The organism is Telluria beijingensis (genome assembly GCF_030770395.1).
GTDB lineage: Bacteria > Pseudomonadota > Gammaproteobacteria > Burkholderiales > Burkholderiaceae_D > Telluria > Telluria beijingensis.
This window is the reverse complement of the sequence record NZ_CP132480.1, coordinates 5,149,068-5,171,008: the sequence shown is the minus strand read 5'-3', so window position 1 is coordinate 5,171,008 and position 21,941 is coordinate 5,149,068. Positions and strand designations below refer to the sequence as shown.

Genomic DNA, 21,941 nt, shown 5'->3' with positions numbered 1-21,941 from the left:
GATCCTACGACGTTTTAATCGACTCGTTAATCGGGAAGGGCACGCTCGTGGCGTACGCGGGACATTCTATGACAACTCATCAATAAAATCGCAGGATATCGGTCGACATCGTCATGCCCGATTGTTCCCGTACATACGGGGCGTCTGCGTCCTGCGGCGGCAAGAGATGGCGCGGCAGGCCGGGGATGCGCTCCTGCACCGTCACCGCGAAGATCTCTCCCGGGTCGGTCTCGATCTCGAACCGCAGCACCCGGTCTTCCATCCCGTACAGCGACAGCGTCCACGGACTTTCCTTCGACGTGAGCGGCAGGCCGTCGAGCCGCGAGCGCAGCGCCTTCGCGCCCGACATGCGCAGCTCGATGTGCGGCGCGCGGTTCTTCGAGCGGATCGTGAATTCGCCCACCCGCACCTTGCCGACACGATGGCGCAGCAGGTAGCACTCGGGGAAGGCAATCGCGTCCTCGCGCGGCGCCTCGGCATACCACTGGCGCGGGCTGTTCCGGCCGAAGACCTCGACGAAGATGGTCGGCTGGCGGCCGGGGAACAGCTGGCTGCGCCAGTCGTCCAGCGGCTGCTCGGGCAGCAGCCAGTAGGCGCGCCAGGTATTCATGTCTTTATAGTAGACCAGGCGTTCGAGGCCGTCCGAGGCTGGCGTCCAGGTGTCGCGCGGCGCCGCCTGTCCCGGCGCGGCGAGGCACAGCGCGGCCAGCAGCGCCAGCACGGCGGCGACGGCCGGCGCGATGCGCAACAGCGGCAGCAGGCCAGCGAAGCACAGCATCGGCAGCGCCATCAGCATCGGCGGCAGGTACATGGAGTGCGGCGCGAGCAGCAGCCAGGCATCGCTCAGCGCGGGCGGCAACAGCGCGGCGGCCGGCGCCAGTCCGGCCACCAGCACCAGCAGGCGTGGCGCGAAGGCTTGCCGTTCGCCCCAGCGCGTATGCAGGACCAGCAGGGCGGCGAGCGCCGCCGCCAGCGGCCAGGCCAGCACATAGGCGGCGCCGGGCAGGAAGTAGACCGCCAACAGCAGCACCAGCGTGGGCCAGGCCAGCGCGCCGAGCGCCGTCGCAGTGGCGCCGACGCTGCGCCGCAGCAGGTACAGGCCGGCGACGAAGACGCAGGCTGCCACCATCAGCACCATCAACGGCAGGCGATGCTCGCCCGAGAGTCCGGCGGCGGCGACTTCCTCGCGCCAGTTCCAGCTGCCGATGCGCACCGCGAGCAGCAGGAAGCACACCCCGAAGGCGCCTTGCGCCGCCTCGACCGCGCCGTCCGCGCCGAACAGGCGGCGCCAGGCAAAGCCCAACATCAGGCAGGACAGCAGCGCCGGTGCCCAGGCCAGCCAGGCCGGGTGGTGGACCGGCCCGGCGACGGGCAGCCAGAAATAGGCGGCGGCCGCCTGCGCACCGCGCGCAAGCGGCGTGTCGCCATAGGCCCGCGCCAGCCGCAGCATCGCGTCGCCCAGTTGCCGCGGCTTGTCTTCGCCGCCCGCGAACAGCAAGGCCGGCGCATCGAGTCCGGCCAGCGGCCCGATATGCGGCGCGTCGTTGAGCATGCGCGCCAGGACCGTCTCGAGCGAAGAGCCGCGCAGCTCGGGCGCGGCGCGCATCCAGCCGGCCAGGGCGGCGCCGCCCGCGCCGCTGGTCTCCACCATGCGCAGGCCGGCGTCGCCTATTGGATCGAACTTGAGAGCCAGGCCGATCGTGCGCGCCAGCGGATGCTGTTCGGCGAAGCCCTTGGCGCCCAGTGCGCCCACATGGTGGCCGTCGGCGAACAGCAGCACGACGTCGTTGGCGGGCGGCGCCGCGCGCAAGTCGCGTGCCGTCTCGAGCAGGGCCGCGGTCGTCGTCGCGCCGCGCACCGCATCCCGCAATGCGCCGCCGCTGTCGTAGTGCGTCGCCAGCAGCAGTGCGGGCCGGCGCGCCGCGTCGGGGGCACTGCCGGCGATGCGGACCACGACGTTGTGGACCACGCCGATCGTGTTGTGGATGTTCCCGAAGTGATGGACGACCGACTTGCGCACGGTGGCGCGCTGCACCGCGGGCGCCAGGCCCATCGCCCGCAGCTCCGACAGCAGGTAGGCGCGCGCCTGCGCATTGCCGTCGGTCGCGATCGAGCGCGGGCCGGCGGCCAGCACGCGCACGTGTTCCTGCACGCGGATGCCCCAGCTGGCGGCCGCGATCTGCGCGACCGGTTCGGGCGGCGCAGGCCGTGTCAGCGCCATCCAGGCCAGGACCGCCAGGACAGCCAGTCCCAGGCAGCCGGCCAGGGCGTGCGTCAACCCTTTCAATCCCGTGAATCGCGTGATCCGTATCGCCGGTATCGTTTCGCTCGCTGCATCCATTGGTTCTCTCTCCATGATTGTTGTGGTGGTCGATCGGGATCGCGCCCATGCAGGCATCTATGCACCTGTCATAGGGGCGAAAAAAAGCCCGCCTGGTGAAGAAGGGCGGGCTCAAGAGGGGAAGACGGTGTTACTCGAGTGTCCAGACGTAGGCGAGCTGCGCCCACCCGGCTTCGGCCGTGCCGCCGTTCATCGCCGGCTGGAATTTGCACAGGCTCAGGGCATTCACGGCAGCGCGGTCGAGGTCGCGCGAACCGCTGGAAGACTGGATGCGCGAGTCCTGCACCCTGCCATCGGCGCCGACCAGCAGTGCCAGGGTCACGGTGCCCGTCTCGCCATTGCGCGCGGCGCGCATCGGATAGTCGGGTTTGGCGCAGCCGTTGGCGTCGGCCAGCACGGCGCTGCGCATCTGGCCGCTGTTCGACGAGGGCTCGGCGGCCGGTTGCGGCGGGGCGTCGTACTGGGCCTGCTGGACCGGTTCGGGCGACGGTTCGGTGCTCGCTTCAATGACCTGCTCGGGCGGCGGCTCGGCCACGTCGACTTCCACCTTCGGCACCACCACTTCGGGCGGCGCGGCCTTCACTTGCGGCTTCGGTGGCTCGGGCGGCGGGGCCGGCGGCGGCGTCTCCGGCTGGATCCATACCAGCTTGTCTTCGAGCATGGCAGGCAGCGAAATCGACTTCGCGTTCATCGTGCTGATCACGCCCATGGCCACCAGCACGTGCAGCCCGGCCACCAGGGCGAACTTGCCGGCCTTGCCGCCGGCGCCATTGTTGATGTCAGAAAAATGCATGGCAACCTCCTTTATTCGTCCCGGCGCCCATCGGATCGCCAGGTTTTACTACCTTGGAAGAATGCATATCTACAGCTCGTTAGAATCAATATATTCCATGTCCTAGCAATTTGCAAATCCATAATCTAGTAAATTTGTTTCCAGTTGTGTGTGCGTCAGCGTACCAAGCCATCCCCCGCGTAGGGTGGACGGCTCCGCCGTCCACGCGTCCAAGCAAAGGAAGCACCGCGAAACCGCATGCCAGGACCCAAAAAATCCCTCCCCCTTTCCATTCGCTTCGCCGCCCGTTGTATGAAATAATTCCCAACTGTGCCGTGGCTTTTCGCCCCGGCCTTTGCAGAGCCAGACCCACGCCAGACACTGGCAAAGCACACCGGCCTTGGGCCAGGAGAATCAAATTGGCAGAACAGAACAAACCCATCCGCGTCATGCTCGCGGATGACCACCCGATCGTCATGACCGGTTTCGCCATGTCGCTGGAAGCGGCGGGCATGCAGGTGGTGGGGCAGGCCAAGACCCCGAGCGAGGCGACCGCCCTGTACGCGGCCGAGCACCCGGACGTCGCCGTGCTCGACATGCGCTTCGGCACCGAGCTGACCGGCATGGATGCGGCCCAGGCCATCCTCAAGTCCGACCCGTCGGCCAAGATCGTCTTCCTGAGCCAGTTCGACCAGGACAGTCTGATCAAGGAAACCTACCGCCTCGGCGCCCACGCCTTCGTCACCAAGGATTGCGACCCGGCCGACCTGGCCACCGCCGTGCGCCACGCCCACGAGGGCAAGCTGTACTTCCTGCCGCATATCGCCTCGCGCCTGGCCAGCATGGCGGTGCGCGGCGAAGTCACGCCGCAGTCGCAACTCGACGAGCGCGGACTGGAGATCTTCAAGTTCATGGCCGAGGGCATGACCAATGCCGAGATCGCGGAGCGCCTCGACCTGTCGACCAAGACCATCAGCAATATCAGCCAGTCGATCAAGGAAAAGCTGGGCGTGCACCGCCAGGCCAGCATCACCCTGCTGGCGGTCAAGCACGGCCTGATCGAGCCCTGACGCGATGGCCATCCTTCTGCACCGCAGGCCCCGCGGCAGGCGCTCCGCCGCATTGACGCCGCTGCTGGCGATCACCCTGATGCTGGTGCTGGCTGCCGGCAGCGCCGGCGCCGCCCAGCAGGCGGAACGCGAACGCGAAGAGCCGCAGGGCTACCGCTTCCAGATCCTGACGGGCGACGACAGCGCGGTCACCCACCGTATCACCGAAGACCTGTACAAGCGCCTGGTACCCACCTTCGCGGCCTTTCGCACCGAGCTGGCGCAGAAGCGCCGCATGCTGTACGTGGCGATCGGCCCGACCGCGCTGCGCGACGCGCTGTCGCGCCGCTGCGATTGCGTGGTGATCTCGGCCTATACCTCGAGCCAGGTGTGGCGCACCCTGACGGCGCGCCTGTCCAAGCCGCGCCGCATGGCCATCACCGCCATCTATGCCGAACCGGCGCCGAACGACCAGATGCGCCTGGCCGAACTGCTGTACGGCCGCCCGGTGCGGGTCGGCGTGCTGCTCGGCCCCGATACCGCCTTCCTGCGGCCGGCGCTGCTCGACGCCACCGAGATCCAGATGTATTCGCCGGGCGACGACCTGAATCACACGCTCAACAGCATGACGCGCGCCGAGACCCTGCTGGCGCTGCCCGACAGCGACATCTACAACGCCGAGAACGTGCGCAATATCCTGCTCTCGAGCTACCGCCGCAAGCAGGGCGTGATCGGCTTCTCGGCCGACATGGTCAAGGTGGGCGCGCTGGCCACCACCTATTCCGAGATCGAGGAGATCAACGCCCAGGTGGCCGAGCTGGCGGCCGACTTCGTGCGCACCGGCGAACTCGATCCGCCGCAGTTTCCGCGCTACTTCCGCACCATCATCAACGAAGGCGTGGCCAGCTCGCTCGACCTGCGTGTGACCGACGCCGCACGCAACTTCGCACGGCGCGCGCCGGCCCTGCAATGAACCTGCGGTTCTGGCGCGGCTGGGGTGTCGGACGGCGCATGGCCGTCATCACCATGCTGCCCGTGATCCTGCTGTTCACGTCCTTCGTCTGGTATTCCTGGTACGCGCACCGCGCCCAGGTGGCCGAGGAACTGGCCGAGCGCGGACGCATCCTGGCGCGCGCGCTGGCCGAGACGTCCGAGTACAACGTCATCTCGGGCAACCTGTCCGACCTGCGCCTGACCATCAACGGCCTGGTGCAGTCGGACCGCAGCATCTATAAAGTCGACGTGATCGACGGCAGCGGCCGCGCCGCGGTGCGCGTGGTGTCCGAATCGGCCAGCGACGCCCAGGCCCACTACTACGAAGCGCCGATCCGCAAGCAGGTAGTGTGGATCAATCTGTTCTCGGACAACGGCACCCCGCACGTGTCGGCATCGAGCGATTCGCGCCCGCCCACGCTCACGACTGAGGTCGTCGGCTGGGTGCGGGTGACGATGTCGCCGGCGAACATGATGGCCAAGCAGACCGACCGCTTCCAGATCGAGCTGTCGATGGCGGCGCTGGCGCTGGCCGCGAGCGGCATCCTGGCCTGGGTGCTGGCGCGCTCGCTGATCGTGCCGCTGCGCGAGGCGATCGGCACGCTGCGCCAGATCCGGGGCGGCAACTACCGCGTCCATCCGCCGGTGACCACCGGCGGCGAGATCGGCGAGCTGCAGGCCTCGATCGGCGAGATGTCGCTGGCGCTGGACGAATCCAAGCGCGACCTCGAAAACAAGGTGGCCGAGCGCACGCGCGACCTGCTCGCTTCGCGCAACGAGGCGCTGCGCGCCGACGCCGACAAGCGCAAGCTGATCCAGAAGGTCAACGAGATCATCGAGGACGAGCGCAAGAGCATCGCGGTCGAGATCCACGACGAATTGAACGCGTCCCTGATCGCGGCGCGCCTCGAGGCGCAGGCGATCGGCCTGCTGGCGGCCAAGGCGCCGCCCGGCCCCGAGGTCGACGAGATCCGGCGCAAGTCCGAGGCCATCACCAAGCTGGCGCTTGACCTGTACGCCAACGGCCGGCGCCTGGTGCGCCGCCTGCGTCCCGAGGTGCTCGACATGCTCGGCCTGCACGGCGCGGTGGAAGAGATGGTGCGCCATTACGACACCACGTCCGGCTGCCGCTTCGACCTGCACAGCGAGGGCGACTTCGCGCGCCTGTCGAACGAGCTGGCGATTTCCGCCTACCGCATCGTGCAAGAGGCGCTGTCCAACGTCATGAAGCACGCCGCCGCGCGCTCGGCCCACGTCAGCCTGCTGCTCGACGAAGGCAAGGGCATGCTGCGCATCCGCGTGGTCGACGACGGCGCCGGCTTCGACACCGCCAGCGCCTCGGAAGGCATCGGCATCATCGGCATGCGCGAGCGCGCCTACGCGCTGCATGGCACGATCGAGGTGCGCTCCAGCCCGGGCGAGGGCACCGACGTCGCGATCGCGCTGCCGCTCACTCCGCCGGCCCAGGCGCAAACGCCGGCCGTGCCGCCGGCGATTCCCGAAGCATCAACCTCACAACGATAAGATCCATGTCCACAGAACTGCTGACGCCCTATGAAAAGGGCAACCTGAACCAGACCACTACCTGGGCCGAGTGCATCGCCTGGTACGAGTCGCTCGCCGCCAACTACCCGAACGTGCTGCGCTTCGAGAAGGTGGGCGTATCGGATGCCGGCGTGCCGATCCACGCGGGCGTGGTGAGCAGCGACGGCGTGTTCGAGGCCGAGGCGATCAAGCGCGCCGGCCGTCCGGTCTTCTTCAACAACAACGGCATTCACCCGGGCGAGCCGGAAGGCGTCGATGGCTGCATGGCGATCGTGCGCGATTTCTGCCTGCAGCCCGCCAAGCTCGCTGTGCTGGGCCAGACCGTGTTCCTGTTCGTCCCGCTGTACAACGTCGACGGCAGCTTCAACCGCGCCGATACCTCGCGCGTGAACCAGGACGGCCCGGAGCAGTTCGGCTTCCGCGGCAACAGCCGCCACCTCGACCTGAACCGCGACTTCGTCAAGTGCGACACCCTGACCGCACGCGTGTTCAACCAGTTGTTCTCGCGCTGGGATCCGGACGTGATGGTCGACACCCACACGTCCAATGGCGCCGACTACAGCTATACGATGACCCTGATCCACACCCAGGCCGACAAGCTGGGTGGCGGCCTGGGCGACTTCCTGCGCGCCGAGATGCTGCCTGCGATGTATGCCGGCATGGACGCGCGCGGCTGGCCGACCTGCCCTTACGTGAACCCGGTGCAGGACAGCCCGGACCACGGCATCGCCGAATTCCTCGAGACGGCGCGCTTCTCGACCGGCTACGCGGCCCTGCACCACACGATCGGCTTCATGCCCGAGACGCATATGCTCAAGCCGTTCAAGGACCGCTACGAGTCGATGGTGGCGCTGGTCGAAGTGGCGCTCGACTTCACCGTCAAGAACGCCGGCCGCATCCAGGCGCTGCGCCGCGCGGCGCGCGAGGAAGGCCGCCAGCAGGCGGAGTGGCCGGTGCGCTGGAAGATGGACGAGGCCAATCCTGCGAGCTTCCGCTTCAAGGGCTACGAGGCCAAGTACAAGAAGAGCGCGATCGGCGACTACACCCGCCTGTACTACGACCGCAGCAGCCCGTGGGAACGCGATATCGCCTACTACAACAGCTTCCCGGTCGACGTCGCGGTGCCGGCGCCGCAAGCCTACGTGGTGCCGCAGCAGTGGCGTGAAGCGATCGAGCGCCTGGAGTGGAATGGAGTGCGCATGGAACGGGTCGAGGCGGATCGCATGCAGGAAGTGGCGTATTACCAGGTCCAGTCGGTGACTTCGCGCCCGGGCGCCTATGAAGGCCATCTATTCCATGACGAGGTGGTGCTGGAGCGCCGCATCGGGCAGGTTTTGCTGCGCGCCGGCGACTACATCGTGCCGCTGGACCAGGACCGGGCGCGTTATGCAGTCGAGACCCTCGAGCCGCTGGCCCACGACAGTTTCTTCCGCTGGGGTTTCTTCAACAGCGTGCTGGAGAAGAAGGAGCACTATTCGGATTATGTGTTCGAGGACGAGGCCGAGAAGCTACTGGCCGACGAACCCGAACTGGCCGCGAAATTCACTGAGTGGAAGGCGGCCAATCCGGGGCTGCTCACGAGCCAGGAAGCGGTGCTGGACTTCATCTATGCGAACTGCGCGCGCTATCGCGAGCCGGAGTGGAATCGGTATCCGGTGTTCATGATCGCGCGCTGAGCGCAAGCGATATTCACCGTCAGCCGAAAAACCGTCGTTCCCGCGAAGGCGGGAACCCAAGGTTGCTCGCGTTGCCGTTTCAGTCGATCGAAGCGGCGGCGCCAAATACTTGGGTCCCCGCCTGCGCGGGGACGACGTTGGTCGGGTAGGTGGGTAATCTACTAACCCCTACTTCGATGTCGCGATCCAGCGGTCGACCTTGGCCTCCAGCACCGCCAGCGGCAAGGTGCCTTCGTCCAGCACCACCTCGTGGAACTTCGGCAGGCTGAATTTATCGCCCAGCGCCGCCTGCGCCCGCTGGCGCAGTTCCATGATCTTCAGCGAGCCGATCTTGTAGGCCAGCGCCTGGCCCGGCATCACCATATAGCGTTCGATCTGGGCGCGTGCTTCCAGCTCCGAGTAGCCCAGCGTATCGCGGAAATACGCGATGCCCTGGTCGCGGCTCCAGCCCTTGCTGTGCATGCCGGTGTCCACCACCAGGCGCGCGGCGCGCAGCATCTCGTCGTTCAGGTGGCCGAAGTAATCTTCCGGCTGTTCGAACAGGCCCATCTCCTTGCCCAGCGTCTCGGCGTACAGCGCCCAGCCTTCGGTGAAGGCGGTGTTGCCGCCGAACTTGCGGAAGTTCGGCAGGCCGAGTTCCTGCAGCAGCGCGATGTGGAAGTGGTGGCCCGGTTGACCTTCGTGCAGGTAGAGCGTGACCATGCCGGTGCGGCCGTACTTGGTCGGATCGTTCACCACCGACCAGAACACGCCCGGACGCGAACCGTCCGCTGCCGGCGGCGAATAATGGTCCGAGGCGGTCTCGCGCGTCAGTTCCGGCTCCAGGCGCACTTCGAGCGGCGCCTTCGGCATCAGCGTGAACAGGGCCGGCAGCTTGGTGCGCACTTGCGCGTCCAGCTTCTGGAACACCTCGATCACCTGCTGGTCCGACGTAAACGGCTTGTACTTCGGCTGCTCCGACACCCATTTCGGCAGGCCGGCGGCCGGGCCGGTATAGCCCATCTTCGGGCCGATCTTGCCGTACTCGCCCTGGATGCGCGCCACTTCGTTCAAGCCGATCGCGTGGATCTGCTCCGGCGTCATGTCGGTGGTAGTCATCGCCGCCACGCGCGCCTTGTACCACTCGGCGCCGTTCGGCAGGGCGTTCCAGCCGGCGGTGGTGCGGGTCTTCGGCAGGTAATCCCTTTCGACATAGTTCGCCAGGCGATCCAGCGCCGGATTGAGCTTGTCGATGGTCTTGCGGTAAGCGTCGGTCAGGCTGCGCTTGTCGGCGTCCGAGAAGCTGGCCGGGAACTTCTTGATCGGCGAGTAGAAGATGCTGGCTTCGTTTGAGGCGGCCTGCAGCTGCTTGAGCTGCGGCAGCAGCGACTGGATTGGCTGGCGCGGATGCACGATGCCGCGCTTGACGCCTTCGCGCATGTTCGCGATCGCCTGGTCGATATACGGCACCATCTGGTCCAGGCGGCTCAGGTAGTTGCGGTAGTCCTTCGGCGTGGCGAACGGCTGCGCGCCTTCGCCGCCGGCATAGTTCGCGATGAAGGCCGGCATATTGAACATCTGGTCCAGCGGCAGCAGGTGCTCGGGGAAGGCGCCCAGGCGCAGCGCGGTCTCGAGCTCGAACTTGACGATGTCGTAGCTGGCCTGCTCGTGCGCGTTCAGGCGCTCGCGCGGGATCAATGCCAGGCGCTTCAGGTAGCCGCGGTACAGCGCAAACTGCGCGTCGCGATTCTTCGGCGCGATCGACAGGCCGAGCTGGTCGAAGAAGCGGCCGTCGCCGCTTTCGGTCGCCCACACCGGCTCGAAGCGTGCATAGGCTTCGTAGTACTCATCGACCAGCTTGTCGATCGCCTTGCCGGCTTCGGTCGTGGCGACCTTCTGGGTGGCGGGTGCAGCATTGGCGGCCGCCGCAGGTGCGGCGCCAGCAGGCGCGCACGCGAGCAGGGCGGCTGTCGCCAGCGCGCCGAGCTTGAAGTTCTCTCTCATTGTTTTATCCTCTTGGTGGTCAGTAGCTGGCCAGCGGCGTCAATGCGCCGTTCTTGAAGGTGTACACCGTCACCGCCGTCTTCTTGAGGTTGCCCTTGGCGTCGTAGCCATAGGCGCCGACCACGCCCTGGTAGTCGATCGCATGCATCGCGGCGCCGACCTGTTTCGCGTCGACCGACTTGGCCTGCTGGATCGCCTGGGCGATGAATTTGGTCTGGTCGTAGAACGATGGCGCGTAGACGTCCGGCTCGCGACCGAAGCGCTTCTTGTAGCTGGCCAGGAAGGCCGGGCCGCCCGGCTGTTTGGCGACGATGGCGCCGGCCTGCGCGCAGCGCACGTTCTCGCCGACCGCGGCGCCGCCCAGCTTGGCCATCTCGGGGCTGCACAGGGTGTCGCCGCCCAGCAGCGGCACGTTCAGGCCCAGCTGCTTCATCTGGCGCGCCATCGGGGCGCCCTGCGGGGCGTAGCCACCGAAGAAGATGGCATCGACCTTCTTGGCGCGCAGCGAGGTCAGGATGGCGGCGAAGTCGCTCGCCTTGTCGTTGGTAAATTCGTGGCCCGCGATCTTGATGCCGGCCTTCTGCGCCTGGCGCTTGAATTCCATGGCAATGCCCTGGCCGAACGCGGTGCGGTCATCGATCACGCCGACGTTCCTGACCTTGAGCTCCTTGGCGGCATAGCCGGCGACCGATGCGCCGACCTGCGTGTCGCTGGCCACGATGCGAAATACCGTCGGGTAGCCGGCGGCCGTGATCTTGGGATTGGTGCCGACGGTCGACATCAGGATGCCGTTGTCGTTGTAGACGCGCGAGGCTGGAATCGCCACGCCCGAGTTGTAGGGGCCGAGCACGAACTTGACGCCGGCGTCGGCGAATTTCTGGGCCACGGTCACGCCCTGTTTCGGGTCGCCGCCGTCGTCCTCGGACTGCAGCACGAAGCGCAGCACATTGCCGCCAACCTGGATTTTCTGTGCGTTGAGTTCCTCGATCGCGAGGCGCACGCCGTTCTCGTTATCCTTGCCGGCGAAGGCGTTGGAACCCGACAGCGGGCCGCTCACGCCGATCTTCACCACTTGCTCTGCGGCGTAAGCCTGCACGCCGATCGACGCCACCAGCGCCGCCAGCGCCAGCGGCGCCATCTTGAATTTCGTTCGCATTCCCTTGGTCTCCGTGGATGTCAACGGCCGCCATCATCGCACGATTCGCCCGCCGGACGAAAGCGCTGCCGACAGCGTAAAGACCGCGGAACGGCCTCAGGCCGGCACGCCGTGCGAGATCAGTTCGAGCGGCAGGGCGGTGGTCGACTTGATCTGTTCCATCGAGAAGGCGGACGATACACCGGTCAGGCGCGCGGTCTTGATCAGCTTTTTGTAGAAGCGGTCGTAGCCGGCGATGTCGGTGGTGACGACCTTGAGCAGGTAGTCGATGTCGCCGCTCATGCGGTGGAATTCCAGCACTTCGGGCAGGGCGATCACGGCGGAGGCGAAACGGGACAGCCATTTTTCGTCGTGCTCGGTGGTCTTGACGCTGACGAACACGGTGACCGGCAAGCCGACCTTCTGGCGGTTGACGATGCTGACGCGGCTTTCGATATAGCCTTCTTCTTCGAGGCGTTTCACGCGTTTCCAGCAGGGCGTGCTGGATAGGCCAACCTTTTCGCTCAGGCCCGAAATCGAGAGGGTTGCATCCGCCTGCAAGGCGGCGAGGATCGCACAATCAAACTTGTCGAGTGAGTTCATATTCCGCAAAGCTGGTTTATAAGAATAATTATTCTATTAACAGCCCACAAATCGAGAAATTTGGGACGTTTCGATCAGCATAACTCCGTACCATATTACTGGACAATAACGTGTTGTGCGACACCTTTTTTATGTTTTTGGCAGCTAATCCATGATCACCGAAATCTACCTCGACGCCAACGCCACTTCGCCGGTGCTGCCTGCCGCCGCCGCGGCGGCGATGGCCGCGATGCAGGACTGCTTCGGCAATCCGAGCAGCAGCCATGCCAGCGGCCTGCGCGCACGCGCGCTGCGCGAGGGCGTGCGTGCCTGCGCGCGGCGGGTGCTGGGCGCGCCCGGTGGACGGCTGATGTTCAACAGCGGCGCCACCGAAGGCATCCAGACTGCCGTGTTGTCGGCGCTGTGCGCGGTGAGGGAGCGGCGCGCGCGTGGCGAACCCTGTGCCGACATCGCGCTGGTCGGCGCCACCGAGCACAAGGCGGTGTCCGAAAGCCTGGCGCACTGGAACCGCCTGCTGGGCGTCGGCCTCGAACTGCGCGTGCTGCCGGTCGACGGCGACGGCCGCCACCGGCTCGACGTGTTGCGCGCGCTGGCGCCGCGCCTGGCCTTCGTCGCCACCATGGCCGCCAACAACGAGACCGGCGTCGTGTCCGACCTCGACGGCATCGAGGCAGTCTTGCTGGAGACGGCCAGTCCGGCGCTGTGGATGGTCGATTGCGTGCAGGCGCTCGGCAAGCTGCCCCTCGACCTGGGCGCGCGCCGCATCGACTACGCGCCGTTCTCGGGCCACAAGCTGCATGCGCCGAAAGGCATCGGCATGTTGTACGTACGCGAAGGCGCCCCGTACACGCCGCTGATGTGCGGCGGCGGCCAGGAAGACGCGCAGCGCTCCGGCACCGAGAACATGGCCGGCATCGCGGCGCTGGGCGCGGTGCTCGAGGCGCTGGAGCGTGGCGACACCTTCCTCGGTCATGATGCGCTGCAGGCCTGCCGCGCGCGCCTCGTGGATGCCCTGGTCCGCGCCTTCCCCGGCATCGTGTTCAATGCGCCGCTGGCGCACACGCTACCCACCACGCTCAATTTTGCCGTGCCCGGCGTCTCCAGCGCCGAACTGCTCGACCTGTTCGACGCGGCCGGCATGCGCGTCAGCGCCGGCTCGGCCTGCGCCGCGTCGAAGGCGGCGCCCAGCTATGTGCTCGACGCGATGGGCCTGCCGGCCTGGCAGAGCGCGTCGGCGGTGCGCCTGTCGATCGGCCCGCTGCCCGACGCCGCCGCGATCGGGCTGGCATGCGAGCGCATCGCGCGCTGCGGAGCCGCGCTGGCGCTGCCCGCGGCAGCCGACGCGCCGGCGGAACCTGCAGCGCACTGCGACGGCGCGCACGAAACCGACCTGGAACTCGACGCGGCCACGGCCGGCGGCTGGCTGGCCGCGCACCCCGACGCCATCGTGGTCGACGTGCGCGATGTGCGCGAACACAGCGTCGCCGGGCGGGTAGAATTGCACGGTCGCGCCGCGCTCAACGTGCCGCTGGCGCAGGTGGCCGAGCATGCCGCCGCCTGGCTCGGCGCCGATGCGCGTCCGCTGCTGTTCGTATGCCGCAGCGGCGCGCGCAGCGCCCGCGCCGCGCGCACCCTGCGTGCGCTGGGCCACCCGCGCGCCTGCTCGCTGGCCGGCGGATTCGCGCTCGCCTTGTGACTGCCAATTGACCGCCTGCCGGCCCGGCAGGCGGTGTGTGTACGCCAGCGCACGGTAACTTTTCGTTCCTTTCCCTAGCATGGACTCAGTCGTGCGCGGCCAGGATTGGCCTGCGCAGTTTGCGTAGATCCCTATCCTGATCCGTCCTCCGGCGGTCCGCCGCGCACGCCTCCGTCCCGAGGTCCCCGCTTGAAAGTTGAGAACGACAAGATACCCGCCGGGTATCCCCTGGCGGCGCTGCTGGCCACCGACGCGCAGCGCATCGCCGCCGCCTGCGAGGCGCTCGACCGCGCCGCGCGCGCAGGCGTGGAACTGCCGCCGGCCGGCGCGCGCCTGCTCGACGGCCATCACCTGCTCGACGCCCAGCTGCGACTGGCGCGCGCACAGGCGCGCCAGGTCGGCGCTGGGCGCGCCTGGGAGCTGGTGCGCGCTGCCGTGACGAGCGGCGACGGCCAGGTAGACACCGGTGAACTGGCGCGCCTGGTCGACGCCGACCAGCAGGACGCCCCGTGGCGCGTCACCGAGCTCGATGCGCTGCCGGCCCTGCTGCGTCTTGCGCTGCTCGACATGGTGGCGGTCCTGGCCACGCGCGCGGCGCACATCTGCGCCAGCCGCGAACGGGCCGCCGCCTGGGCCGCGCGCTTCGTCGACACCGCCGAGGCCCGCCCGGGCGACCTGGTGCTGCTGTTCGCCGACATGGCGCGCGCCGAAGACCCGGACGATGGCGCCTTCGTGGCCGAACTGGCGCGCCGCCTGCAGGGCCGCGGCGCGGCGCTGGCCCAGATCACCGACTGGATCGACGCGCGCCTGGCGGACCGGCAGGGCAGCAGTGCCCAACTGGCGCAGGACGAGCACGACGCCCAGGACCAGGACGCCATCTCGGCCGGCAACGCCCTGGCCAGCCTGCGCGCGCTGGGCGGCATCGACTGGCGCGCTTTCGCCGAAGGACTGGGCGTGGTCGATGCGCTGCTGCGGGACGACCCGGACGGCAGTTACGCGCGCATGGACGGCGCCACGCGCGACCGCTACCGGCACACGGTCGCGCGCCTGGCGCGCACCCTCGGCGCCAGCGAGGCCACGGTGGCGCAGGAGGCGATCGCGCTGGCCGCGGTCCATCGCGCACCGGGCGAGGGCGGGCTGGACCTGCGCACGCGCCACGTCGGCCATTACCTGGCCGGACCAGGCCTGGCGCTGCTCGAAGCGAAGCTGCGCGGCCGGCGCGACGCGCTGCAGCGTGCTCTCGCCGGCCGCCAGGTCGACGCCGTGGCCGGTGTCACCGCGGCCCTGGCCCTGCTGTTCACCGGCGCCGGCCTGGTCCATGCGTGGCAGGGCGGCGCGGGGCCGCTGCTGCTGGTCCTGCTGGGCATCCTGGCGCTGCCGGTCGCCGCAGCACTGGCGCGCGCGCTGGCGGACCTGGCCAGGGGCTGGCTTGCCCGGCCGCAGGCCACGCCGCGCATGGACGTCGCGGCCGGCATTCCGGACGATGCGCGGACCGTGGTGGCCGTGTCAGCGGTGGCCGTCGACGCCGCGCAGCTCGCCGCCTTGTGCGAAGACCTCGAAGTGCGCTACCTCGGCAACCGCGATCCGCGGCTGCGCTTTTGCCTGCTGCTCGACCTGCCTGACGCGCCGGAAGAAACGCTGCCGTCCGACGCGGCGCTGCTGCAGCAGGCGCAAGGCGCGATCGAGGCGCTGAATCGCAAGCATGGCGATCCCTTCATGCTGCTGGCGCGCGGACGCACCTGGAGCGAAGACCAGCAGGCCTGGATCGGCCGCGAGCGGCGCCGTGGCCAGTTGACCGACCTGAATGCCTGGCTGTGCGGAGCGCGCGAACGCTTCATGCGCGCGGTGGGCAACCTCGGGGCGGCGGCCGAGATGCGCTACGTGATTGCGCTCGATGCCGATACCGGCTTGCCGCGCGACGCCGCGCGCAGCCTGGTGGCGGCGATGGCGCATCCGCTCCATCTGCCGCAGCAGGACGACGCCGGCCAGGTGAGGGAAGGGCATGCGATGCTGCTGCCCGGGGCCAGGACCGCCTTGCCGGGCCGCGGCGCCCTGCGCTACGAGCGCCTGTGGCGCGACGGCAGCCCGGCTTGGGCGGCCATCTACGATGTCGATGCCTGGCGCCGCGCGCTCGGCCTCGACCTGCGCGACGAAGGCCGGGCCGAACCCGGCGCGGTCGAGGAAGACCGCCTGCGCGCCGCGGGCGTGGCCGACCTGCGGCTGGAAGCCGCGCATCCGGGCAGCTACCGCGAACACATGCTGCGCCGCCACCGCGCCGTGCGCGCCGCCTGGCAGGAAGCGCGCCGGCTGGGGTCCGGCGCCGCCGGCCTGCGCGCGGCGCGGCTGCGCTGGCAGTTGTTCGACACCCTGGCCGGGAGCCTGGCAGCGCCTGCCGCAGTGTCCCTGCTCGTGCTGTGCTGGAGCCTGCTGGCCGCGCCGGTGTTCTGGACCGCGGCGGTGCTGGCGCCGGTGTGGCTGCCGGCGCTGCTCGAGATGCTGGCGACGCTGGCCAGCCGTCCGTCCGATGCGCCGCTGCGCCAGCACCTCGATGCCTGGGCGCGCGGTGCGCGCGCGACGCTGGTGCGCGCCACGCTGGCGCTGGCCTTCCTGCCGCACGCGGCCTGGGTCGATGCCGACGCGGTGGTGCGCGGCCTATGGCGGCGCGACGTCAGCCGCCGCCGGCTGCTCGAGCTGCGTCCCGCCTGGCTGGCGCGTCCCGGCCGGGCGCTCGAGAACGACTGGCGCGCGATGTGGTTCGCGCCGCTGCTGGCGGTCGGCATCGCCGTGCTGCTGACCTTCGCCAACCCCTACGCCCTGTTCGCAACGGCGCCGCTGCTGCTGGTATGGTTCCTGTCGCCGGTGCTGGCCTGGTGGACCGGCCAGCCGGCACGGCGCGGCGTGCGCCTGGCGAAGGGCCAGACCCGCTTCCTGCATACGCTGGCGCGCCGCAGCTGGACCTTCTTCGAGCAGCACGGCGCCGGCGCGCGCGGGTTGGCGCCGCACGCCGTGTCCGGGCATACCGAAGCGGCGGTCGACGAACGGGTGTCGCCGGCCGGCCTGGGCCTGGGCCTGCTGGCGACCCTGGGCGCGCGCGATTTCGGCTACCTGCCGCTGGGTGGCCTGCTCGAACGCGGTGAAGCCGCCCTGGCGTCGATGGCGCTGCTGGAGCGCTGGCATGGCCATCACCTGGTGTGGTACGACGGCGCCAGCCTCGGGGCCATTGAACCGGCCTATGTCGACACCGCGGCCAGCGGCGGCCTGGTGCTGGCCCTGCGCACCTATGCCGCCGGCCTCGATGAATTGCCGGACCGGCCAATCCTCGACGCCGCCGTGCTGGACGGCATCCGCGCCACGTTGTGGGTGGTGCGAGAGCATGCGCAGCCCGGCCTGCTGCCGGCGCTGGACGCGCTGGAGGAATCGCTGGCGCCGGGCCGCAGCCGCGCCATCGACACCCTGCCCGGACTGGCCGACTGCCTGCGCACCCTGGCGGCGCGGGCGGCCGAGCTGGACGCCGGCCTGGCGCGCCAGTGCGAGGCGCAGCTGCAGGACTTGCAGGCGCTCGCGCCGTGGACCCGTGCGCTGCAGGAATACGTGCTCGATGCCGGCCTGACCCGCATCCCCACCTTGCGCGAGCTGGCCGGGATGACGCCGCCGCCAGGCAACGAGGGCCTGGCCGCGCTGGTCGAGGAGGGGCGCGCCTGCGCCCGCGAACGCCTGGACCGCCTCGCCGCCCTGGCCGCGCAGGCGCGCGCGGCGGCGCAGGCGGATTTCGGCGCGCTGGCCGATCCTGCCAGCGGCCAGCTGGCGGCCGGCTATCATGTGCGCGACCATCGCCTGGACGACGACAACTGCGACCTGCTGGCATCGAGAGCGCGCATGGCCAGCTTCGCCGCCATCGCCCAGGGCCAGTTGCCGCAACAGCAGTGGTGGTCGCTCGGGCGTCCCTTGCGCATGACGGGCGCCGGCGCGCTGCTGTTGTCGCGTTCCGGGGCGCTGGCCGACCTGTTGGCGCCGCAACTCCTGATGCCATCCTGGCGCGACACCCTGCTGGACGATGCCGGCCGCGCGCTGGTGCGGTTGCAGGCCGCCCATGCCAGGGGCCGCAACCTGCTGTGGGGCTATACGGAATCGGGCTGCAATGCGGTCGACGCCGCGGCGCGCTACCGCGTCGAGCCATTCGGCCTGCCCGCCGCTGCCCTGGCACCGCGTCCCGACGACGACCTGGCCGCCGCGCCCCATGGCGCCGCGCTGGCGCTGGCCGCGGCGCCGGCGCTGGCGGCGGCCAACCTGCGCCGCATGGCGGAGCAGGGCCTGCTGGGCGAGACCGGCCTGTACGAGGCCCTGGACTATGCGCCGGCCCGCCTGCCGCAGGGCGAACGCCAGGCGGTGGTGCGCGCCCAGGTCGCGCCGCACCAGGCCATGACCTTGCTTGCGCTGGCGCGCCACCTGCTGGACGAACCGATGCAGCGCCGTTTCGCGCGCGATCCCGAGCTGCGCGCCGCCTTCGGCCTGCTGCAGGAGACGACGCCGGCGGCCGGCGCCGAGCCGCCGCTGCGTTATACGGCCGGCGCTAGCGTCGCGGCCCAGCCATATGCGCGCGTGCTCGCGCCGGATGCATCGCCGCTGCCCGAAGTCCAGCTGCTGTCGAACGGCCGCTACCACCTGGTGCTGGACGGCGCCGGCGCCGGCGCCAGCCGCTGGGAAGACGCGCTGCTGACGCGCGCCGGCCCGGGAGAGGTCGGCCTGGCCTGCCATGTGCGCGACACCGCCAGCGGCGCCGCCTGGGCCAATATCCTGCTGCCCGGCGCAGTGCGGCCTGAAGAATTCGAGACGGTGCTGGCCGAAGGCCGGGCCAGCGTGCGCCGCCTGGACCACGGCATCGAGATGCGCACCGATGCCGTGGTGGCGCCGGACGACGACGTCGAGCTGCGCCGCATCCGCATTGTCAATCGCGCGCCTGAAGCCCGTACCCTGGAGCTGACCAGCTGCGTGGCGCTGGCCGGCCCGCCGCTGCAGGAAGGGGGCCGCAGCGGCATCCGGATCGAGTTCGACGCCGCCGCCGACAGCCTGCTGTGCGTGACTGCGCCCAGCGCGCCGGTGGTCGTGCACCGCATGACGGTGCGCGACGTGGCTGGCCAGCCGAGTGTGGAGACGAGCCGGGCACGCTTCATCGGACGTGGCCATGACCTGCACCTGCCGCGGGCGGTGAGCACGGGCGGCGCGCTGCCGGGACCAGACCCCGAACCGGACGAAGCGCTGCTGGCCCTGCGGCGCACGGTGACCGTGGGGCCGCAGCAGGAAATCACGGTGGACCTGCTGCTGGGCGCCGCATCGGGCCGTGTGCTGGCGCGCGAGCTGGCGGTGCGCTACGGCGCTGCCCACACGGTCGACCACGCGATCGAGGCCGCCTGGACCCGGGCCCAGGCCGAACTGCGCCGGCATGACATCGGCCAGGCCGACGCCCAGTCGATCAACCGCCTGGCCGGCTGCCTGTTGCAGCCGGTGCCGGCGCTGCGTGCCGATCCCGCGGTCATCGCGCGTAATGCGCGGGGTCTGGCCGACCTGCAGGCGTATGGCGTCGCGGGCGACTTGCCGCTGCTGCTGCTCCAACTGGGCGACGGCGCGGATACCGGCCTGGCGCGCCAGCTGCTGCAGGCGCACGGCTACTGGCGCAGCCAGGGCCTGGCAGTCGACCTGCTGGTCCTGTGCGATAGCCGCGCGACGCGCGAGGCCCTGATGCACCTGGCCGTGCCGCTGGTCGATCCGGCCAGTTTCGACCAGCCGAGCGGCCTGCACCTGCACCTGAAAGAAGAGGTGCCGCGCGAAGACCGCATCCTGCTGCGCGCCGCCGCCAGCGTGCTGCTCTCCGGCGAACGCGGCGACCTGGCCGACCAGTTGCGCCGCGCCGCGCGCGCACACGGCAGCTTGCCGCCGCCCTTTGCCGCCACCGAACCGGCGCCGGCGCCGGCGTGGACCACCGAATCGCTGGCCCCGGCCGCGCAGGACAACCGGGAAATCGTAATAAGCAGCAGTCCGACGCTGGAGGCGCCCTCCACGCCGTGGCTCAACCTGCTGGCCAACGACGGCTTCGGCAGCATCGTCTCGGAGCGCGGCCATGCCGTCAGCTGGAGCGGCGACCGCGCGGCGCGCCTGACGAACGGCAGCGAAGACGCCGTCGCCCCGCAGGACGGCGAAGCCTATTACCTGCGCGACGAGGACAGCGGCGTCGTCTGGTCGCCGACGCCATGGCCGGTGCCGTCGCCCGAACCGTACGAGACGCGCCACGGCATCGGCTACAGCGTGTTCGAACACCGCGCCCACGGCATCCATTCCGAACTGCGTTGCTTCGTCGCCCAGGACGCGCCGCTCAAGTACAGTATCCTGCGCCTGCGCAACGACAGCGATGCGCCGCGCCGCCTCGGCGTCACCGGCTACGTGGCCTGGCTGCTCGATGAGCGCGACGCGGCGCCCGGCCTGCAGGTGGTGACCGAACGCGATCTGGCCAGCGGCGCGCTGTTCGCCCGCAATGCCTTCGGCGCCGGTTTCCACGACCGGGTCGGGTTCTTCCACGTCGACGCCGAACAGGTCGCGGTGACCTGCGACCGCCAGGAATTCATCGGCCGCCACGGCGCCATCGCGCGCCCGGCGGCGTTGGAGCGCGCCGGGCTGTCCGGCGCGGTAGGCGCCGGCTTCGACCCGTGCGCGGCGCTGCAGGTCGGCGTGACCCTGGAACCGGGCGCCGAGTGCGAGCTGGTATTCGTGCTGGGTGTGGCCGGTCCCGCCAGCCTCGACGCCAGCGCCGCCGTGCAGCGCCATGGCGGCGCCCAGGCTGCCGCTGCAGCGTGGCAGCGCCTGCGCGACTGGTGGGACGTCACGCTCGGCGCCATCGAGGTACATACGCCTGACCCCGCGCTTGACGATCGACTCAACGGCTGGCTGCCGTACCAGGCGATCGCCGCCATGCTGGGCGAGCGCGACCCGGCCACGCGCCTGCAGTCGGCGCTGGCCTGCGTGTACGCACGGCCAGCGCTGCTGCGCGACGCCTTGCTGCGCGCAGCGCCCGCATTCACGACGGGATCGGCGGTCGAGGATTTCCTGTGGCTGCCGTATGCGCTGGCGCGCTACCTGGACGTGACGGGCGACCATGCGCTGCTGGACACGCCGCTGTCGGAGCGCGACGACCTGTACGAGCACTGCGTGCATGGCTTGCGCGGCTGCCTGCGCTTCGGTCCGCGCGGCCTGCCGCCCGCGGCGGGCCGCCTGCACGACGAGGGCGTGCCGGGCCGGGTCGAGAGCATCGGCCTGGGCTTCCTTCTGGCGGTCGTGCTGCAGCGCTTCGCCGAGGTGGCCGATCGCCGCGGCGACTTCGGCTTCGCCACCACCTGCCGCGGCGCGGCGCTGGCGCTGCGCGCGCAATGCGAGGAACACGGCTGGGATGGCGACTGGTATCGCTGGACCTGGCTCGACAGCAGCAACGCCCTGGGCGCGATCGCCAACCCAGCCTGCCGCGTCGAGCTGTCGACCCAGTGCTGGGCGCTGAAGGCCGGGGCCGAACGGGGTCCGCAGGCGCTGCGCTCGGCGGTCGCGCGGCTGGAGAATGGCGGTATGCTGCCGCGCTGCGATCCGCCGGTGGACGGCGTGTGGAGCGAACGCGTCACGTCGAGCCCCGGCCAGGACCACCGCGCCACGGCCTGGGCGGCGGCCGGTTTCGCGCGGCTGGGCGATGCTGGCCGCGCATGGCAGTTGGCTGGCCTGCTCGATCCGCAGGCGCATGGCGACGGGCCGCCCTACCTGATGAGCGGCGGACTGCGCACGATCGCGCCGCATGCCGGCCGCGCCATCGGCGGTCTTCATGGCGCCTCGGCGGCATGGACCTGGCTGCTGTTCGTCGAAGCGCTGCTGGGCCTGCGGCGCCATGGCGCCGAGCTGCGCCTGCAGCCGCGCCTGGCGCCGGGCTGGGACGGTTTCAGCCTGCGCTACCGCTACCATGGCGCCATTTATGACATCACGGTGCGCGCCACCAGCGGGCCGGAACGCATGCTGCTCGACGGCCAGCCGTGCCCCGACTGGACCATCGTGCTGGGTGACGACCGGCGTGACCACAAGGTAGAATTGCAGGTTGCCGGCACGCCGGCGGCACCTTAGGAA

General features: G+C 69.7%; 11 protein-coding genes. 6 read left to right on the top strand and 5 right to left on the bottom strand.

Annotated elements, in window-relative coordinates; all coding sequences use genetic code 11:
* Nucleotides 1-79: 79 nt before the first annotated feature.
* Nucleotides 80-2,278 carry a M28 family peptidase gene (locus Q9246_RS22600; protein ID WP_306393225.1) on the bottom strand — a complete coding sequence of 733 codons (2,199 nt, stop codon included), beginning with the start codon at nucleotides 2,276-2,278 and terminating at the stop codon, nucleotides 80-82.
* A gap of 193 nt (nucleotides 2,279-2,471) precedes the next feature.
* Nucleotides 2,472-3,134, bottom strand: coding sequence for an energy transducer TonB (locus Q9246_RS22595; protein WP_306393222.1), 663 nt, complete (start codon nucleotides 3,132-3,134; stop codon nucleotides 2,472-2,474).
* A gap of 398 nt (nucleotides 3,135-3,532) precedes the next feature.
* Here Q9246_RS22595 and Q9246_RS22590 point away from each other — a divergent pair, with 398 nt between their 5' ends.
* From Q9246_RS22590 to Q9246_RS22575, 4 genes are read left to right on the top strand one after another with little or no spacing between them, the layout of a single operon-like run.
* Nucleotides 3,533-4,183: a response regulator gene (locus tag Q9246_RS22590; RefSeq protein ID WP_306393219.1), complete on the top strand. Its 651-nt coding sequence runs from the start codon at nucleotides 3,533-3,535 to the stop codon at nucleotides 4,181-4,183.
* A 4-nt stretch (nucleotides 4,184-4,187) separates the two neighbouring features.
* Nucleotides 4,188-5,135 (top strand): hypothetical protein, encoded by a 948-nt coding sequence (locus Q9246_RS22585; RefSeq protein WP_306393217.1) that lies wholly within the window; start codon nucleotides 4,188-4,190, stop codon nucleotides 5,133-5,135.
* Nucleotides 5,132-6,679 carry a sensor histidine kinase gene (locus tag Q9246_RS22580; protein ID WP_306393214.1) on the top strand — a complete coding sequence of 516 codons (1,548 nt, stop codon included), beginning with the start codon at nucleotides 5,132-5,134 and terminating at the stop codon, nucleotides 6,677-6,679. Before Q9246_RS22585 ends, Q9246_RS22580 begins: the two co-directional genes overlap by 4 nt.
* 5 nt (nucleotides 6,680-6,684) lie before the next feature.
* Nucleotides 6,685-8,376: a M14 family zinc carboxypeptidase gene (locus Q9246_RS22575; protein ID WP_306393213.1), complete on the top strand. Its 1,692-nt coding sequence runs from the start codon at nucleotides 6,685-6,687 to the stop codon at nucleotides 8,374-8,376.
* Nucleotides 8,377-8,544: 168 nt separating this feature from the next.
* On the opposite strand, the gene Q9246_RS22570 is transcribed toward Q9246_RS22575, so the two are convergent.
* The 3 genes from Q9246_RS22570 to Q9246_RS22560 form a co-directional block, all read right to left on the bottom strand.
* Nucleotides 8,545-10,359 (bottom strand): DUF885 domain-containing protein, encoded by a 1,815-nt coding sequence (locus Q9246_RS22570; RefSeq protein WP_306393211.1) that lies wholly within the window; start codon nucleotides 10,357-10,359, stop codon nucleotides 8,545-8,547.
* A gap of 19 nt (nucleotides 10,360-10,378) precedes the next feature.
* On the bottom strand, nucleotides 10,379-11,515 hold the full coding sequence (locus Q9246_RS22565) for a branched-chain amino acid ABC transporter substrate-binding protein (RefSeq protein ID WP_306393210.1): 1,137 nt from the start codon (nucleotides 11,513-11,515) through the stop codon (nucleotides 10,379-10,381).
* A 96-nt stretch (nucleotides 11,516-11,611) separates the two neighbouring features.
* A complete protein-coding gene (locus Q9246_RS22560) occupies nucleotides 11,612-12,097 on the bottom strand; it encodes an Lrp/AsnC family transcriptional regulator (protein WP_306393209.1) in 486 nt (161 codons plus the stop codon).
* Nucleotides 12,098-12,248: 151 nt separating this feature from the next.
* Between Q9246_RS22560 and Q9246_RS22555 the strand changes: the two genes are divergently transcribed.
* The gene (locus Q9246_RS22555; RefSeq protein ID WP_306393207.1) at nucleotides 12,249-13,793 is read left to right on the top strand and encodes an aminotransferase class V-fold PLP-dependent enzyme; all 1,545 of its coding nucleotides are present in this window, start codon (nucleotides 12,249-12,251) and stop codon (nucleotides 13,791-13,793) included.
* A 189-nt stretch (nucleotides 13,794-13,982) separates the two neighbouring features.
* The gene (locus tag Q9246_RS22550) at nucleotides 13,983-21,938 is read left to right on the top strand and encodes a GH36-type glycosyl hydrolase domain-containing protein (protein WP_306393205.1); all 7,956 of its coding nucleotides are present in this window, start codon (nucleotides 13,983-13,985) and stop codon (nucleotides 21,936-21,938) included.
* Nucleotides 21,939-21,941: the final 3 nt, after the last annotated feature.